Annotated in this window: 14 protein-coding genes and 1 pseudogene; 9 read left to right on the top strand and 6 right to left on the bottom strand. The window is 71.9% G+C overall.

All coding sequences use genetic code 11. The features are described 5' to 3' along the window. Positions 1-77: 77 nt before the first annotated feature. Both mptB and OHB41_RS04930 read left to right on the top strand, forming a co-directional pair. Positions 78-1,487: a polyprenol phosphomannose-dependent alpha 1,6 mannosyltransferase MptB gene (mptB, locus tag OHB41_RS04935; RefSeq protein WP_266696716.1), complete on the top strand. Its 1,410-nt coding sequence runs from the start codon at positions 78-80 to the stop codon at positions 1,485-1,487. Then, on the top strand, positions 1,484-2,872 hold the full coding sequence (locus OHB41_RS04930; RefSeq protein ID WP_266696715.1) for a glycosyltransferase 87 family protein: 1,389 nt from the start codon (positions 1,484-1,486) through the stop codon (positions 2,870-2,872). The genes mptB and OHB41_RS04930 overlap by 4 nt, the downstream gene beginning before the upstream one ends. A gap of 59 nt (positions 2,873-2,931) precedes the next feature. Here OHB41_RS04930 and OHB41_RS04925 read toward each other — a convergent pair. The 3 genes and pseudogenes from OHB41_RS04925 to OHB41_RS04915 form a co-directional block, all read right to left on the bottom strand. After that, a pseudogene (locus OHB41_RS04925) lies at positions 2,932-3,783 on the bottom strand (D-alanyl-D-alanine carboxypeptidase family protein); the annotation flags it as partial. Positions 3,784-3,883: 100 nt separating this feature from the next. Continuing rightward, the gene (gene rho / locus OHB41_RS04920) at positions 3,884-5,026 is read right to left on the bottom strand and encodes a transcription termination factor Rho (RefSeq protein WP_266696714.1); all 1,143 of its coding nucleotides are present in this window, start codon (positions 5,024-5,026) and stop codon (positions 3,884-3,886) included. Between the two features lie 319 nt (positions 5,027-5,345). Then, positions 5,346-6,188: a class I SAM-dependent methyltransferase gene (locus OHB41_RS04915; RefSeq protein ID WP_266705670.1), complete on the bottom strand. Its 843-nt coding sequence runs from the start codon at positions 6,186-6,188 to the stop codon at positions 5,346-5,348. 271 nt (positions 6,189-6,459) lie between these two features. Between OHB41_RS04915 and OHB41_RS04910 the strand changes: the two genes are divergently transcribed. The 4 genes from OHB41_RS04910 to OHB41_RS04895 all read left to right on the top strand — a co-directional run bounded on the left by OHB41_RS04910 (position 6,460) and on the right by OHB41_RS04895 (position 10,212). Beyond that, on the top strand, positions 6,460-7,713 hold the full coding sequence (locus OHB41_RS04910; RefSeq protein WP_266696713.1) for a cytochrome P450 family protein: 1,254 nt from the start codon (positions 6,460-6,462) through the stop codon (positions 7,711-7,713). A 149-nt stretch (positions 7,714-7,862) separates the two neighbouring features. Continuing rightward, entirely contained in the window at positions 7,863-8,612 is a 750-nt protein-coding gene (locus OHB41_RS04905) for a nuclear transport factor 2 family protein (RefSeq protein ID WP_266696712.1), read from the top strand. After that, on the top strand, positions 8,609-8,950 hold the full coding sequence (locus OHB41_RS04900) for a YciI family protein (protein WP_266696711.1): 342 nt from the start codon (positions 8,609-8,611) through the stop codon (positions 8,948-8,950). The genes OHB41_RS04905 and OHB41_RS04900 overlap by 4 nt, the downstream gene beginning before the upstream one ends. Further along, positions 8,947-10,212: an RNA polymerase sigma factor gene (locus OHB41_RS04895; protein ID WP_266696710.1), complete on the top strand. Its 1,266-nt coding sequence runs from the start codon at positions 8,947-8,949 to the stop codon at positions 10,210-10,212. Before OHB41_RS04900 ends, OHB41_RS04895 begins: the two co-directional genes overlap by 4 nt. A 71-nt stretch (positions 10,213-10,283) precedes the next feature. Here the strand turns inward: OHB41_RS04895 and OHB41_RS04890 are convergent, their stop codons facing one another. Both OHB41_RS04890 and OHB41_RS04885 read right to left on the bottom strand, forming a co-directional pair. Beyond that, entirely contained in the window at positions 10,284-11,873 is a 1,590-nt protein-coding gene (locus OHB41_RS04890) for an alpha-amylase family glycosyl hydrolase (RefSeq protein WP_266696709.1), read from the bottom strand. Positions 11,874-12,063: 190 nt separating this feature from the next. Continuing rightward, a complete protein-coding gene (locus OHB41_RS04885) occupies positions 12,064-13,029 on the bottom strand; it encodes a GlxA family transcriptional regulator (RefSeq protein ID WP_266696708.1) in 966 nt (321 codons plus the stop codon). A 136-nt stretch (positions 13,030-13,165) separates the two neighbouring features. Between OHB41_RS04885 and OHB41_RS04880 the strand changes: the two genes are divergently transcribed. The 3 genes from OHB41_RS04880 (at position 13,166) to OHB41_RS04870 (ending at position 15,064) form a co-directional block, all read left to right on the top strand. Then, positions 13,166-13,804, top strand: coding sequence for an HD domain-containing protein (locus tag OHB41_RS04880; RefSeq protein WP_266696707.1), 639 nt, complete (start codon positions 13,166-13,168; stop codon positions 13,802-13,804). A gap of 85 nt (positions 13,805-13,889) precedes the next feature. Then, positions 13,890-14,144 carry a hypothetical protein gene (locus OHB41_RS04875; protein WP_266696706.1) on the top strand — a complete coding sequence of 85 codons (255 nt, stop codon included), beginning with the start codon at positions 13,890-13,892 and terminating at the stop codon, positions 14,142-14,144. Further along, complete coding sequence (locus OHB41_RS04870; protein WP_266696705.1) at positions 14,144-15,064, top strand: NADP-dependent oxidoreductase; 921 nt, start codon at positions 14,144-14,146, stop codon at positions 15,062-15,064. The genes OHB41_RS04875 and OHB41_RS04870 overlap by 1 nt, the downstream gene beginning before the upstream one ends. 125 nt (positions 15,065-15,189) lie before the next feature. Here OHB41_RS04870 and OHB41_RS04865 read toward each other — a convergent pair whose 3' ends face one another. Beyond that, positions 15,190-16,173, bottom strand: a complete 984-nt coding sequence (locus tag OHB41_RS04865) for a phosphotransferase family protein (protein ID WP_266696704.1) — start codon at positions 16,171-16,173, stop codon at positions 15,190-15,192. Between the last annotated feature and the right edge of the window lie 3 nt (positions 16,174-16,176).

The raw sequence follows: 16,176 nt of genomic DNA, 5'->3' as shown, positions 1-16,176 counted from the left end.
ACGGAGGTAACTCGACTGCCCCCGCCCGGAGGTCACCACGTCGCTTTCCGGCCACCCGCCCTTGACACGCTTTCCAAGTGTTGGCCAAGGCTTACCCCGTCGATCTCCGCCGCTGCCAGGCTCTGGGCCTGGCCGGCACCGCCTTCCTCGCGCTGGGCGGTGAGACGGCCGGCGCCCTGCCCGCGCACGATCTCCTCGCCCCCGGCTCCAGCCGTGCGGTGCTCGGGCTGGTCGGCGTGTATTTCGGCGTCGTCCTGCTGATAGCCGCGTGGGCACTGCTCGGCACCGTCGTACGCGGCCCCGAACCGCCCACCCCGCGCGCCCTGTTGCTGGTGCTGGCCGCGTGGGCGGCTCCGCTGCTGCTCGCCCCGCCGCTGTTCAGCAGGGACGTGTACAGCTACCTCGCGCAAGGCGCCATGGTCGACGCGCACATCGACGTCTACGCGCACGGGCCCGCACAACTCGGCGGCCCGCTCGCCGACGAGGTGGCACCCGTGTGGCAGCAGACCACCACCCCGTACGGCCCGGTCTTCCTCGCCGTCGCCTCCGCGCTGTCCGGCCTGACCCGCGGCGAGATACCGGCCGGACTGCTCGGCATGCGCCTGGTCGCCCTGCTCGGTGTCGCGCTGATGGCGGCGGCGCTGCCCCGGCTGGCCCGGCACAGCGGTGCCGATCCGGCCGCGGCGCTGTGGCTCGGCGCGCTCAACCCGCTCGTCCTGCTGCACCTGGTGGCCGGCGCGCACAACGACGCCATCATGCTCGGGCTGCTCGGGGTCGGCCTGGTCGCCGCACGCGGCCGATGGCACGTCGTGGGCATCGTCCTCATCACCCTCGCCGCCCTGGTCAAGGCGCCCGCCGCGCTCGGCCTGCTGGCGGTCGTGGCAATTCGCGGGCGGCGCGGCGCGGCGCGGACCGTCCTGACCACCGCGGTCGTCGCGCTCGCCACCACTGTCGCGGCCACCGCGGCGGCGGGCACCGGATACGGCTGGATAGCGGCCCTGAAGACCCCGGTCTCCCCGCACAACTGGTCGCTCACCAGCCTGCTCGGCCGGGGCACCGCCGCCGTGCTGGGGGACCTCGGCAGCGGCCTCGCACCGCTCGCCATGCCCGTCTGGCACGCGACCGGACTGGTCGTGACCGTGCTCGTCGTGCTGTTCATCTGGCTGCGCCTGCGGCCGGGCCCCATCTACGCGCTCGGGCTCAGCCTGGGCGCGGTCGCCGTGTTCGGCCCGGCGATCCGCCCCTGGTACGCCCTGTGGGGCCTGTTCCTGATCGCCGCCGCGGCACCGAACGGTTCGGTACGCCACCGCGTCGCGGCAGTCAGCGGAGTGCTCGCGCTCGCCGTGCTGCCGAGCGGCGCGCCCGCGGACGTGGGCCAGGTGGTGCTGGCCGTCTCCGGCGGAGCGCTCGCCCTCGTCGTCCTCTGGCAGGCCCGTCAGGCGGCTCTGTCGGAGTCACGGCCCCCGATGCTGGGAGGGACCGCGTGAGGCTGCCGGAGAGCGGCGGCCGGCGACTGCTGCTCGTGTGCGTACTCGCCACCGCCGTCGCTGTGTTCACCGCCACCGTGCCGCTGCTGCGCGACTGGTTCGACCTGCGTGTGTACTACGGCACCGTCGACGCCTGGACCCATCACGGCGGCGGCATCTACGACTACCTGCTGCCCGGGACGACGTACGGTTTCACCTATCCACCGTTCGCGGCCCTCACCATGCTTCCGATGGCACTGGTGGGGGAGCGCACGGCGATCGCGCTCGCGCTGCTGCTCAACCTCGTGGCGCTGGCCGCCGTGGTGTGGATCCTCGTCGGGCCGGCGCTGCGCCGCTACGGGTGGTTCGGCTTCGCCCTCGTCGGCTGCGTTCTCGCCCTGTTCGAACCCGTCCGTGACACCTTCAGCTTCGGGCAGGTGAACCTGCTGCTGCTGGCCCTCGTACTGAGCGACGCGTGGCTGCTGTCCACCGGACGGGGCCGCCGGGCGGGCGTCGGCATCGGTCTGGCCGCGGCCGTCAAGCTCACCCCCGCGATCTTCATCGGTCTGCTGCTGCTCGCGCGGCGCTGGCGGGCGGCGGGGGTCGCGACGGCCGTCACCGCGGGCGCCACCGCTCTGGCGGCGTGGGCGGCGCCGGGCCCGTCGCGTGTCTACTGGACCGAGGCGCTGTGGGACACAGGCCGCATCGGACGTCTCGACTACGTCTCCAACCAGTCGCTCCAGGGCGTCCTGGCCCGGCTCGCGGTGCCGGGTGAACCGAGCAGGGCCGCCTGGGCGACGGCGGTCCTGCTGGCCCTGAGCGTGTGGGCGTGGCGGGCGTCGCGGGCGGTGGCGGCCGAGGACTGGGCGGGCGCGTTCGCCCTCACCGGACTCGCCGCCTGCCTGGTCAGTCCGATCACCTGGGTGCACCACCTCGTCTGGCTGCTGCCGTCCTTCGCGGTGCTGCTGCACCGGCACCGTACGCGGGTCGCGGCCGTCCTGTACGCGGTCCTGTGCAGCAGCGTGGTGTGGTTGTGGTTCGACGACGCCTCCGGACTCGACGGATTCCTCGGCAGCAACGCCTATACGTGGATCACGCTGGGCCTCCTGCTGTGGCTGCCGGTGGGTCAGCCGCGGCCGGTCCGCCCGTTCCTGAGCCGCAGGGCGAAGGCCACTCCGCCGGCGCCGAGGCCGGCGGCGCCCATGATCCCGGCCGTCTCCGGCCAGCCGACGTCGGCGCCGTCGTTGTCCGGGAGTGTGGGTGGGTTGGGTGCGGCCGGCCTCGGCAGCGCAGGGGTCCGGGCCGCGAGGATCGACCCGACGGGATCGACGTGCCCGGCGGACGCGAAGCCCCAGTCCAGCAGCGCACGCGCCTCCTCGTACACCGTCAAGCCGCCGCCCGCCTGAGGGTTCATGACCGTGACCACGAGGGTGCGGCCGCCGTGTCGCGCGGCGGCGACGAGCGTGTTGCCCGCCTTGGTGGTGTAGCCGTTCTTGACCCCGAGCAGCCCCGGGTACGGCTCCACCCCGTCGGCACCGGTCAGCAGCCGGTTGGTGTTCTCGATCCGGTACGGGAAGTCGGTGCCGGGGAAGGTGGCCTCGGCGGTCGAGCAGTACTGCGCGAACTCCGGGTTGAGCAGCCCGGCCCGTCCGAAGACCGCGAGGTCGTACGCCGACGAGACCTGACCGGGCGTGTCGTAGCCGTCGGGCGAGACGACGTACGTGTCGCGGGCGCCCAGTTCGCGGGCCTTGGCCTGCATCTGTTCGGCGGTCTTCGTCCAGCCGCCGTTCATCGCCGCCAGCACGTGCACGGCGTCGTTGCCGGAGTGGAGGAAGACACCGCGCCACAGGTCGGCGACCCGATAGGTGTGCCCGGCGGTGACGCCCACCAGGCTGCTGCCTTCACCGATGCCCTCCAGCTCCGCGCCTTTGACGGTGTGCCGGGTGTTGCCGGGCAGCGTCGGCAGCACGGTGAGCGCGAACAGGGTCTTGAGAGTGCTGGCGGGCGCGAGTTCGCGATGCGCGTTGTGCGCCGCGAGCACGTCACCGGTCCGGGCGTCGGCCACCAGCCACGAAAGCGCGGAGACGTCGGGGACCGCGGGCGCCCCGGCCCGTGGCAGTACCCGGGTTCCGGATCCCTGGAGTGACGGCGCTACCGAGGGTTTGGGGCTGGACAGGCCCGGAGCGGGGCTCTGGCCGGAGCCCGAGCGTGCCAGGGCCGGGCTCGGGGCGAGGGCCAGCGCGCCGACCACGCAGACGACGGAGCAGGAGACGGCGGCGCGAGAGACGGCAGCCCAGGGTGCGAATCCGATAGTCATACCGCAAACGTAGGAACGGAGTCGCTCTACGCGGGGACGCCGGGCCCGAGCGCGCGGATCGAGCACCCGGATGCCGCACGCGGACGGGGCCGGGAGGGGGTCAGGCCGTGGGAAGGGTGGGCTGGACCTGACGCAGGAAGGCCGCGTTGTCCGGGGTGGCGCGCATCCGCTCCAGGAGGGTCTCCAGGGCGGCCTGGGGGTCCCGGGTCTGCAGAGCGCGTCGCAGCCCTCGTACGGCCGACAACTCGTTCGAGGCCAGCAGGAGTTCCTCGCGGCGGGTGCCGGACGGGGTGACGTCGACGGCCGGGAAGATCCGCCGGGAGGCCGTGAGGCGGTCGAGGCGGAGCTCCATGTTGCCGGTGCCCTTGAGCTCCTCGAAGAAGAAGTCGTCGGCGCGGGAACCGGTCTCGACGAGGGCGGTGGCCAAGATGGTGAGCGAGCCGCCCTCCTCGGCGAGGCGCGCGGCGCCGAAGAGCTTCTTGGGGCCGTGCAGCGCGGCCGCGTCGACGCCGCCGCTGAGGGTGCGGCCGCCGGCGGCGGCCGCGTTGTTGTGGGCCCGGCACAGCCGGGTGAGGGAGTCCATCAGGATGACGACGTCCTCGCCCTGTTCGACGAGCCGCTTGGCCCGTTCGACGACGAGTTCCGCAAGGGCGATGTGCTGCTTCGGCGTCTGGTCGAAGGTCGAGGCGTAGACCTCGCCCCGGACGGAGCGCCGCATGTCGGTCACCTCTTCGGGTCGTTCGTCGAGCAGGACGACCATCAGACGGCATTCGGGATGGTTGCCCGCGACGGCGGCGGCGATCTGCTGGAGCAGTACCGTCTTGCCGGTCTTGGGCGGGGCGACGATCAGTCCGCGCTGGCCCTTGCCGACGGGCGAGACGAGGTCCATGACGCGTCCGGCCATACCGCTCGCCGGGTGTTCCAGCCGGAGCCGGTCGCGGGGGTGCAGCGGGGTGAGGTCGCGGAAGTGGGGGCGGCGGCGCAGCTCCTCGGGTGCCCGGCCGTTGATCCGTTCGATCTCGGTGAGGGCGCGGGGGCCGCCGCGTACGCCTTCGACGGTGTCGCCCTTGCGCAGGCCGTGACGCCGGATCAGCGCGGCGGACACCTGGACGTCGGCCGACGTGGGCAGGCAGGTGCCGGCGCCGCGCAGGTATCCCTGGCCGTTGGGGGCGATGTCGAGGACACCGGCGGTGCGGGCCGGGAGTTGCTGCCGTACGGGAGGGTGTTCGAGTGTGGTGGTCATGAGAGGGGGTCCTTTCGAGGACGGGTTCATGAGGTTCGGGTTCATGAGGTCATGAGGAAGGGAGAGAGGGGGTGCCGGGGGAGGCGGCGTGGTCACGCCTCCGTACGGCGGGGGAGATCACCTGAGGAGCCACGCCAGTGCGTACTCGGAAGGTGATACGAGGAAGCTGACGGCCGGTCGGACGCGACGGGCGGGTCAGCGAGAAGAAGGAAGATCGGCACCGGCGCCCGGGAGGGGGCGTACACAAGTGCTGTACGCACTATATCACCTGACGGCCGGATGTCGCTGTGAGCTCCGCCTCAGTGCGCCTAGGCGCACATCAGCCCGCGTTCCGGTGTCCGGCGAGCAGGCCGTAGAGCAGCGGGATGCGCGGCTCGCTCTCCGGCAGCCGCCACCAGCCGGACGGCGTACGGGTCATCTGCGGCCAGCGCGGCCAGGGCAGTTCGTCGCTCTCCCGCAGCCGCCGGATACCGAACCCAGCCCCGATCAGCGCGTTGACGACGTCGCCCAGGCCGTGCATCCACTCGTAGCTGTCGGTCGAACCCTGCACGGCGGGTCCATCGGTGTAGGTGTACGTGGCGTCCCGGTGCACGGCGTCGCGGCCGCTCAGGTAGTCGTGGCGCAGCAGCAGTCGGCCGTCGTCGCCCGGGGCCGGCTTGGGGCCCAGCGAGTTGAGCAGCGGGTGGAACTCGGCGATGTACAACCGCCCCTCCGGGCGCAGCAGTCGGGAGATCACCGCTGCCCAGCGGTCCAGGTCGGGCAGGTAGCACAGGGCGCCCTTGCCGGTGTAGATCACGTCGAACCGCCGCCCCTCCAGGGCCTCGACGGCGTCGTACACGTTGGCCCGTACGTATGCGACGTCCGCGCCCGCCCGGGCGGCGATGCCGGCCGCGGCCGTCACGGAGGCCTCGGAGATGTCGAGCCCCACGGCGCGTGCGCCCCGCGCGGCGAAGGCGATCGTCTCGGTGCCCAGGTGGCACTGGAGATGGAGCAGATCGCTGCCGGACAGCTCGCCGAGGTCCTCCCATTCGAAGGCGGCGAACCAGCGGGCGGGGTCGAGCCTCTCGTGCAGTCCGTAGAAGCGGCTGGCGACGTGGACGGGGGTCCGCGCGTCCCAGTTGGCCTGGTTGGCCCGCATCATCCGGGTGTGCGCGTCGGGCATGGGCTCGTCGGTCATGGACCCATCCAACCGCGCGCGGACGGCGGACGGTGGGAGGAACGCCGCGACGGCGGAACCGTCCGTGGGCGAAGGCGCGGGCCTCGGCCGGACGCCGGCTGTTCGGCGGGAACGGTCCGGCACCCGGGGCGAGGCGCGGCACGATGGCCGGAAGAAACGGCCCAACGGGCCTTCGAATGACCCCCGTTGACCGTACGATCTGCGCGGAACCGCACCTCGTGTGGCATCCGTCCCCCCGTCGTGGTCAGGAGAACCGGTGGACACCTCGCCCCGCACGCCGCACCGTATGGACCCGGCCGGCGGCTGCCCGCACGCCGACAACGCGCGGCTCCTGGAGCGGGGCACCGTCGCGGCGGTCGTGCTGCCCGGCGGAGTGGAAGGCATGGCGGTGCTCGGCCACGAGGCCTTGAGGGACTTCCTCTCGCACTCCGAAGTCGCCAAGGGAGCCGCGCACTTCACCGCGCTGTGGGAGGGCCGGATCGCGCCGGGCTGGCCGCTGGCGACCTTCGCCACCGTGCGGGGGATGACGACCGCGGACGGCGACGACCACCGGCGGCTGCGGTCACTGGTGAGCAAGGCGTTCACCGCACGCCGGGTGGAGGAACTCCGGCCCCGGGTCGAGCAGTTGACGGCGGAGCTGCTGGACGGCCTGGACCGGGCGGCCGGTCGGGACGGCGGTGTGGCCGATCTACGGCGGCACTACGCGATGCCACTGCCGATGGGGGTCATCGGCGAACTGCTCGGGGTCGACGCCGAGCACCGCGAACGACTGCACCATCTGTCGAACCAGGTCGTCGCCACGGACATCGGTCCCGAGAAGGCACTCGCGGCCAACCGTGACCTGGTGGCCGTGCTGACGGCCGTGGCCGCCGCCCGGGGCGAGCGGCCGGGCGACGACCTCACCAGCGCGCTGATCGCGGCCCGCGACGAGGACGGCGACCGGCTCAGCCAGGAGGAACTCATCGGCACCCTGGTGCTGATGATCATCGCCGGGCACGAGACCACGCTCAATCTCCTCACCAATGCCGTACGGGCGCTGTGCGGTCACCGGGATCAGCTGCGGATGGTCCTCGAGGGCGAGGTGAGCTGGGCGGACGTGGTCGAGGAGACACTGCGCTGGGACGCGCCCGTCAGCTACTTCCCCTTCCGCTATCCGGTCCGGGACCTCACGGTCGACGGGACGGTGATCCCCCGGGGCACTCCGGTGCTCGCCGGGTACTCGGCGGCGGGACGGGACCCCGCGGCGCACGGTCCGGACGCCGACCTCTTCGACGTCACCCGGCCGGCCCGGCCCGACGCCGTCCGCCATCTCTCCCTCGGGCACGGCGCCCACTACTGCCTCGGCGCCCCGCTCGCGCGCATGGAGGCGACGATCGCGCTGGAGCGGCTGTTCGCCCGCTTCCCCGATCTCGAACCGGCCCTGCCCGAGGCCGCGCTCGTCCGCCACTCCAGCTTCGTCGGCAACAGCGTCCGGGCGCTTCCGGTGCGGCTCGGAACCCCTCGCGGCTGACCGCGCGTTCCTGCCACGGCTGATCGGGAGCCTCCCCGCCGGACGACGTGTCCCGCCCGCCGTCCACGAAAGATGTGCGAGGCGTGTCGATTCGGCGCGCTCCCGTTCGTCGGTGGGGTGTAGGAAGCTCTTGAGCACCGGGAGGAACCATGAAGTACATGCTGCTGGTCTGCGGTGACGACACCGCCGACGCCTCCGGCATGGCCCCCGTAGAACCCTGGGTGGAGGAGCTGAGCGCCGAACGCGGCGTACGGCTGCACGGCCACCGCCTGCGCCTGCCCGCCGACGCGGTCACCGTACGGGTCCGTGACGGAGAGGTGCTGCGCACCGACGGACCGTTCGCGGAGACGAAGGAGTACGTCGCCGGATACGACATCCTGGAGTGCGCCACCCTGGAGGAAGCCGTCGAGGCGGCCGCGAAGCACCCCGTCGCGTCCGTCGGGGCCATGGAGGTCCGCGCGTTCTGGGAGGACGAGGACGCCGAGGGGGAGATCCGCCGGCTCGACGCGGAACTGACCGCCGCCGTCCGCGACCACGACGTCGACCGGGCGATGGCCTGCTACGCGCCGGACGTCGAGGTCTTCCATCCCGTCAGCGGCATGGAGGAGCGCGGGGTCGGGGCCCTGCGCAAGGCGGTGGAGCTCTGGTTCACGACGGTGGCCGGACCGGTCGGGCGCGAGGTGCTCGACCTCCGGATCCGGGTCGACGAGAGCATCGCGTTCGGCCACGCGCTCGTACGGACGCGCGCCGCACTCGCCGACGGCGGGAAACTGGACACCACGGAGCGGGTGACCACCGGCTACCGCCTGGCCGGCGACCGCTGGCGGATCGTCCACCAGCACACGTCGCTCCCGTGCGACGCATCCGCCGTCACCAGGAACGAGGAGGGCCGGTCATGAAGTACGTCCTGTTCATCTGCACCCCCGTCGGCGGCGAGGAACTGAGCCCCGAGGAGATCGCCGACGACCCCCGCTTCACCTCCTACATCGAGGAGGTGCGCGGCCGCGACCTGGTCAAGGGCGGCGCCCGGCTGCGGCCGTCCACCGACGCCACCACCGTCCGCGTCCAGGGCGACGAGGTCCTGCTCAGCGACGGGCCGTTCGTGGAGTCGAAGGAGTACGTGGCGGGCATCGACATCATCGAGGTGGCCGACCTCGACGAGGCCATCGCGCTCGCGTCCCGGCATCCGGCGGCACTGGCCGGCGGATCGGTGGAGGTACGGCCGGTCTGGGAGTGAACGAGAATCCGGCAGCGGGGGACGTCGAGAGAGCGGTCGCCTCGGCCTTCCGCGAGGAATGGGGCCAGGTCGTCGCCACCCTGATCAGGGTGACCGGCGACTGGGACCTCGCCGAGGAGTGCGCGCAGGACGCCTTCGCCCAGGCCCTGGACCGGTGGCGGCGCGACGGAGTCCCGCGCCGCCCCGGCGCCTGGCTGACCACGACCGCGCGCCATCGCGCCCTGGACGTGCTGCGCCGGCAGGCGGTGGGCGCGGAGAAACTGCGGGAGGTGGCTGTGCTGGCGCGGCACGACGGACCGTACGACCCGGAACACGAAGAGGACGCCGGGGTGGCGGACGACCGGCTGCGGCTGCTCTTCACCTGCTGCCATCCCGCGCTGCCCATCGAGGCCCGGGTGGCCCTCACCCTGCGGACGCTGGCGGGGCTGACCACGCCCGAGATCGCCCGGGCCTTCCTCGTCCCCGAGGCGACGATGGCGCAGCGGCTGGTGCGGGCCAAGCGGAAGATCCTCAACGCCGGGATCCCGTACCGTGTTCCGGCCGCGCACCTGCTGCCCGAGCGCACCACCGGCGTCCTCGGCGTGGTCTATCTGCTCTTCAACGAGGGGTACGCCGCCACGTCCGGCGTGGATCTGGTGCGCACGAGCCTTTGCGCGGAGGCGATCCGTCTCGCCCGTGTGCTGGCCCGGCTCATGCCCGACGAACCCGAAGTGCTCGGCCTGCTGGCCCTGTTGCTGCTGCACGACTCCCGCCGGGCCACCCGGGTGGACGCGGCCGGTGAACTGGTGACACTGGAGGACCAGGACCGTACGGCGTGGGACCGGGCCGCGATCGACGAGGGCGCCGCCCTGCTGGAGACCGCCCTGCGCCGCGGGCGCCCGGGGCCCTACCAGGTCCAGGCCGCCATCGCCGCCTGCCACACCACCGCCGCGACGGCCGAGGAGACGGACTGGGCCGACATCGCCGCGCTGTACGGGGAGTTGGCGCGTCTGGTGCCCTCCGCGGTGGTGCGGCTCAACCGTGCGGTGGCGGTGGGCATGGCCGACGGCCCGGCGGCGGGGCTGGAGCTGGTGGCGGAGCTGGAGCGGACGGGTGAGCTGGACGGATACCACCTGCTGGCCGCCACCCGGGCGGACCTGCTGCGCAGGACGGGGCGTACGGCGGAGGCGGCCGAGGCGTACACCAGGGCACTGGAGCTGGTCGAGAACGCGGCCGAGCGGCGCTTCCTGGAACGCCGCCTCGCGGAGTGCCGAGCGGCGTAGACACGCTGCGCAGGCGCTCCGCCCCCGACCGGGTCCCCTTGTGACCGGGGCCCGGTCGGGCCGCCCACGGCTCACCCGTCGAGTTCGAAGACCCCGTACGCGAAACCGTCGGCGGTGACGGAGGAGCCGTTCAGGCGGACACCAGCGGTCTCCAGCGGGCGGGCGTCACGGATGCCGTCGATCGTGCAACTCCCGCCGCTGCGGGCCGGGTTGACGATCACGAGATAGCGGCCGCCGCGCAGGTAGACGAACGGGTATCCGGCGTGCAGCACCTCCACCGAGCCGTCCGGGCCGAGCTCCGGTGAGGCCGAGCGCAAGGCGACGAGGCGGCGTACGAGGTGCAGGAGCGAGGTCTCGTCGGCGCGCTGCGCGGCGACGGTGGGACGGGTCGGCGACGGGTCGAGGGGGAGGTAGAGGCGGTCCGCCGGAGCGGTGGAGAAGCCGGCGTTCGGGCCGTCGTCCCACTGCATCGGGGTGCGCGAGCCCGCGCGGTTGTAGCGCGGGCCGAGCACACTGCCCTCCTTGTCGGGCAGATCGGGGACGTAGCGCATGCCGATCTCGTCGCCGTAGTAGATCGCCGGGAGCGTCGGCCAGGTCAGCTGGAAGGCGAAGGCGACCGGGAGCTGTTCGGCCGTGCGGGGACCGCAGTTGAGGCGGGAGAAGTCGTGGTTGGCGGTGGGCAGGGAGATGAAGCCGCTCGCGCCGAGCGCACCGGACGCCCGGCGCCAGGCTTCGACGAAGGGCTCGGGCGAGCCCAGGCCGCTCGGGTCGAAGAAGCAGTCGAGCGGGTCCCATGCCTCGTTGACCGTCCCCGCGCCGTTGCTCCACAGCGACCGCAGTGCGAGACCGTCGGTGTCGCCGCCGAACTGCAGGAAGAAGTCGGCGTGGAAGCCCGCGGGAACGGAGACCTCCGGCTCGCCCCACTCCGAGAGCAGCACCGCGTCCGGATGCGCGCCGTCCATCCAGTGGCGCAACTCCCTCCAGACGGCGGCGGTCTCGCGCCTTCCGGGGTCGTCCTTGACGAGTGACGCGGCCATGTCGACACGGAAGCCGGACAGGCCGAGGCCCAGCCAGTGATCCATGACCGTGCGCAGGGCCGCCCGGTTGGCGCGCGGGCCCTCGGCGTCCACCGGGCCGCGCCACGGCTCCGCCGGATTCCCGCGCGCGTACCCGAAGTTGAGGGCGGGCTGGAAGGCGAAGAAGTTGGGGAGATACGCGCCGGGGCGGGTGCCGGGGGAGGGGACGAAACCGTCCGGGCGGCCCTCGGGCGCCCAGATGTAGCGGTCGTCGGCCGGGTCGTCGGCGGCGGCCGTGAACCACGGGTGCTCGTCGGAGGTGTGACCGGCCACCAGGTCCAGCAGGACCCGGATGCCGCGCCGGCCCGCCTCGTCCACCAGCGCGGCGAGGTCGTCGGCGGAGCCGTAACGGGGGGCCACGGCCAGGTAGTCGGAGACGTCGTAACCGGCGTCGCGGAACGGCGACACGAAGCAGGGGTTGAGCCACACGGTGTTGACGCCCAGCCACGCGAGGTGGTCGAGGCGCTCGGTGATCCCGTCGAAGTCACCGATGCCGTCGCCGTTCGAGTCGGCGAAGGACTGCGGGTAGATCTGGTAGAAGACGGCGTCGGCCAGCCAGCCGGGGGCGGGACGGAACGAAGTCATGAAGGGGACCTTAGGTCAGCGCACCGGGCGCGCGCTGCCCCCTGAGCCGCCGGCTGTCCGGCCGTCGTCTCCTCGCCCTCCCCCGAACCCACCGAGGTGCCGGAACACCCGGGACACACACTCCGGATCCGGGCCCACCGGGTGCTGCCCGGATCCGGCCGGCTCGGAGGGACCGTTTCGTGGGGGAGATCTATGCGCGGCGGGCGGTGCCGAAGCGGCGCTGGTAGGCCGCCGGGCTGATGGACAACTCCCGGGCGAAGACCCGCCGGAGACTCTCGTAACTGGGAAATCCGGCCAGCGCCGCCGCCTGTGTCGCGGTGTGCCCCTGGTCGAGCAGGGCCTTCGCGATGTCGAACCGGATCGACTCGACGTACCGGGCCGGTGTCGTGGACATCTCCTCCCGGAACAGCCGTGTCAGGTGGCGGGAGCTGAGGTTGAGGTGCTTGGCGAGTTCGTCGAGGGAGTGGTTCCCGCCGGGATCCCCCATCACCAGGTCGACGACGCTGCGAAGGGCCGGTGACCGGGGCGGCGGGCCCTGAAGGGGAGCGGAGAACTGTGACTGGCCACCGGCTCGTTGCAGATAGACCACCAGGGCGCGAGCGACGTCCCGGCTCAGGTCCGGCCCGTGGTCCTCCTCGACGAGTGCCAGCGCCAGGTCGATTCCGGCGCTGACACCCGCGGAGGTGTACGTGGTGCCGTCGCGGACGTAGATGGAGTCGGGTTCGACGCGGGTCTTCGGGTACCGGGCGGCGAGTTCCCCCGCGACCTTCCAGTGGGTGGTCGCACGTTTGCCGTCCAGGAGGCCGGCGGCACCGAGGACGAACGCCCCCGAGCAGACGGACGCCACCCGCCCGGACCGGACCGCCAGATCCGCCGCGGCCTCGACCAGATCGCGGGTGACGGGTGTTCTCGGATAGATGTCCCCGCCTGGCATCACGAACGTGTCGGGGGCAGGCTCGGAGGTGGGGCTGCCGTCGACCGCGATGCGGATGCCGATCGACGAGGCGACGTCGGCACCGGTCGTCGACAGCAGGGCGATGCGGTAGTCGGTACCCAGTCGATTCGCTTCCGCGAACACTTCTGCGGGGCCGGCGACGTCCAGCAGTTTGACCCCGTCGTAGACGAGGATCACGACTCGGTGCGGGGCGAGGCTCACGGTCCCGTTCCTCAGGTGTCTGGGTTCGAGTGGTTCATGGCCGTCCCGATGCGGCGGCCGCGGTCATGTGGTCGGCATGGTGGATGGCGGAAGCACCGTCTACTCGTCACCCGCCACATCGGAAAGCGTGGACATCATGAACGACATCATCGCAGAGGTGGAAATTCCCGAGACCGCGGCAGTGGCGGAGGCCACCGATTTCCTCCGGGAAACGACAGGGCCGCTCATCTTTCATCACTCCCGGCGTGTCTTCCTCTTCGGTTCCCTTCACGCGCGGAAGCTCGGCCTCAATCCTGATCCGGAACTGCTGTACATCTCCGCGATGTTTCACGACACGGGCCTGTTGACCCCGTTCTCGGACGAGGAGCAGCGTTTCGAACTCGACGGCGCCGACCACGCGCGCAAGTTCCTGCTCGACCGCGGGTTCCCGGCCGGCGCGGCCGAGGTCGTCTGGACGACGATCGCGCTGCACACGACGCCGGGAATTCCCGGCCGCATGGGCCCGGAGACGGCTGCCATGACCTACGGCGTCCTCACCGACGCGGTGGGCTGGGGGCTGGACGGACTGGACGGCGGCCAGGTGGAGGAGATCGTCGCCGCCCATCCGCGCGGAGAATTCAAGAAGGAATTCCTGCAGGCATTCGTCGACGGACTCAGGAATCGTCCCGACACCACATACGGGACCATCAATGCGGACGTGCTGGAACACTTCGTCCCCGGTTTCCACCGCACGACCATGGTCGAGCGGATCATGGATGCGCCCTGGCCGAAGTGAATTCGAAGAAGCCGGGAGCAGACCGATGACACCGATGCGCCCAGGCCGCGACCGACATCGTCCCGGACGCGGTACCGCCTTCACGGTGCTGACGCTCGCCACCGTCGAGAAGACGGCGACCGCGAGCGGCCGGCCGCACGACCAGGGATCGACCGGCCGCACCCGTCGTCGCACCCGCCGGTACGGGCGTCCACCACGCCTCGGTCACGAGCAAAGGGCGACGGCCTACGGGGAAAGATCCGCTGACGTGATCGACACACGCCTGCTCACCGACACCAGGGTCGAAACCGGCACAGCAGCCGGCGCCGAAACCAGCGCTGAAGCCAGAAGGGAACATTGATGAAAGCCATCGCCGTTCGAGACCGCGACGCCGCCGCCAGTGGGCTGGCCCTGACGGACCTGCCCTATCCCCATGCCGCCGAGAACGATGTCATCCTGCGGGTGCATGCCGCGGGATTCACCCGCGGAGAGCTCGACTGGCCCGCGACCTGGTCCGATCGCGCCGGCCGCGACCGCACTCCGAGCGTGCCCGGACACGAGGTCTCGGGTGTCGTGGCAGAGCTCGGATACGGAACCACCGGCCTCACCGTCGGCCAGCGGGTCTTCGGACTGACCGACTGGACCCGCAACGGCTCGCTGGCCGAGTACGTGGCCGTCGAGGCCCGCAACCTCGCCCCCCTGCCCGCCGACATCGAGCACACGGCGGCGGCCGCGCTGCCGATCTCCGGACTGACCGCCTGGCAGGGTCTGTTCGACCACGCGCGCCTCACGACCGGCCAGACCGTCCTGATCCACGGTGCCGCGGGCGGTGTCGGTTCCATCGCGGTGCAGCTCGCACACGAGGCGGGCGCCCGTGTCATCGGCACCGGCCGGTCCGCCGCCCGGGAGACCGTCCTCGCGCTGGGCGCGCATGCGTTCCTGGACCTCGAGACCGACACGCTGCGGGACGCCGGCCAGGTCGACGTGGTGTTCGACGTGATCGGCGGTGACATCCTCGACCGCTCGGCCGCACTCGTACGCGACGGCGGCACCCTCGTCACGATCGCCCAGCCTCCTTCCGTCCGGCCCGAGAACGGGCGGGCGATCTTCTTCGTCGTGGAACCCGACCGCACACGCCTCACGGACCTCGCGCAGCGGCTCCGCGACGGAAGACTCGACGTGCGGATCGGTGAGGTGCGCCCACTGACCGAGGCAGCCGCCACCTTCGCCCCCGGGAGGCACGTCCCGGGCCGGAGCATCATCCGGGTCGCCGAGGACTGAGGACGACGAGGACCGGTCACCCGTCCGCCGCGAAAACGGCGGACGGACCGTGACACCTCCACAACACTCGCCGTCGACGCCGTTCACCCCCCTCTCGTCGGTGACCCCTCTCCATCACGAGGTAATCAGCCGTAGCGTCGGAGCAGCGCCTCGAGGTAACCCTCCAGACGTCCGGTGAGAGCCGGGGGAGTGAGGTCGGTGCGCCCCAACTCGTTCCAGGGACCGGCGACCTTCTCGGCGTCCGGCGCGAAGGCCAGGGCGTCCAGCAGTCTCCAGTACAGGTGAGCGGCCGGCTCGTTGCTCAACTTGCCGCCTGCGGCGACGTAGAGGTCGGCGAACGTCATGCCGATGTCGGGGCCGTGAAGGAGGGCGAGCGCGGTGGAGCAGTGGGCGACATCCAGATCGGCCGGGCCCCAGGACGTCTCGACCCAGTCCACGACGCCGCTGATGCGAAGGTCCTCACCGTGCCCGCTGAACAGCACGTTACCGGGGTGAAAGTCCCGGTGCAGGAAGCACCCCTCGTAGTCCGGCGGGTCTTGCCGAATGACGTCGACCGCGCGTTCCCACAGCTCCGGACGGTCGGGGGCAGCCGGCGGACGGACGCGTTCGGGAGAGGTCCATGCCTGGTAGGAACGGGGGCGCGTCCGCTCGGTGATCTGTGTCCGGTGGATCGTCACCAATTGCCGGGCAAGGAGCGCGGCACGCGTCTCGGCCCGGTCCTGTTCCAGCCGGACACCGCCGGGCAGCATCGACATCAGCAGCGACGGGTGGTCGCAGTGCTCTCCGGTCGCGTCGACGGCCCGGACGGTGGCCGCGGGCACATCGGTGGTCCGCAGCAGCGTGAGGACCTGCGCTTCGCGTGTGAGGAGGCCGTGCGCGGCTCGCAGGTAGAAGGGTTTGACGAAGGACCGGAGCACCAGCTGCCGTCTGCCGCCAGTCCCGGAGATGTGGAGGCGACGCATCTCCGAAGTCCAGCCACCGCGCAGTCTCTCAGCAGCCTCGACCCGCTCCCCTTCGTGCAACTGCTTCTCGACCCACGCACGCGTGGCCGCCCAGCCTTGATCGTCCGAATCGGAAGTGACGTGCGGCAGCCCCGTGTCCTCGACCATGCG

This window comes from Streptomyces sp. NBC_01571 (assembly GCF_026339875.1).
In the GTDB taxonomy this organism is placed as follows: Bacteria; Actinomycetota; Actinomycetes; order Streptomycetales; family Streptomycetaceae; genus Streptomyces.
The sequence above is the reverse complement of the archived record's forward strand: the minus strand, read 5'-3'. Positions and strand labels throughout refer to the sequence as shown.

Bases quoted from the DNA above. Each gene is read 5' to 3' on its own strand.
- OHB41_RS04900 (WP_266696711.1), top strand. From the start codon at position 8,609: ATGAAGTACGTCCTGTTCATCTGCACCCCCGTCGGCGGCGAGGAACTG.
- OHB41_RS04905 (WP_266696712.1), top strand. From the start codon at position 7,863: ATGAAGTACATGCTGCTGGTCTGCGGTGACGACACCGCCGACGCCTCC.
- OHB41_RS04890 (WP_266696709.1), bottom strand. From the start codon at position 11,873: ATGACTTCGTTCCGTCCCGCCCCCGGCTGGCTGGCCGACGCCGTCTTC.
- OHB41_RS04870 (WP_266696705.1), top strand. From the start codon at position 14,144: ATGAAAGCCATCGCCGTTCGAGACCGCGACGCCGCCGCCAGTGGGCTG.
- OHB41_RS04865 (WP_266696704.1), bottom strand. From the start codon at position 16,173: ATGGTCGAGGACACGGGGCTGCCGCACGTCACTTCCGATTCGGACGAT.
- rho (WP_266696714.1), bottom strand. From the start codon at position 5,026: ATGACCACCACACTCGAACACCCTCCCGTACGGCAGCAACTCCCGGCC.
- OHB41_RS04915 (WP_266705670.1), bottom strand. From the start codon at position 6,188: ATGCCCGACGCGCACACCCGGATGATGCGGGCCAACCAGGCCAACTGG.
- OHB41_RS04880 (WP_266696707.1), top strand. From the start codon at position 13,166: ATGAACGACATCATCGCAGAGGTGGAAATTCCCGAGACCGCGGCAGTG.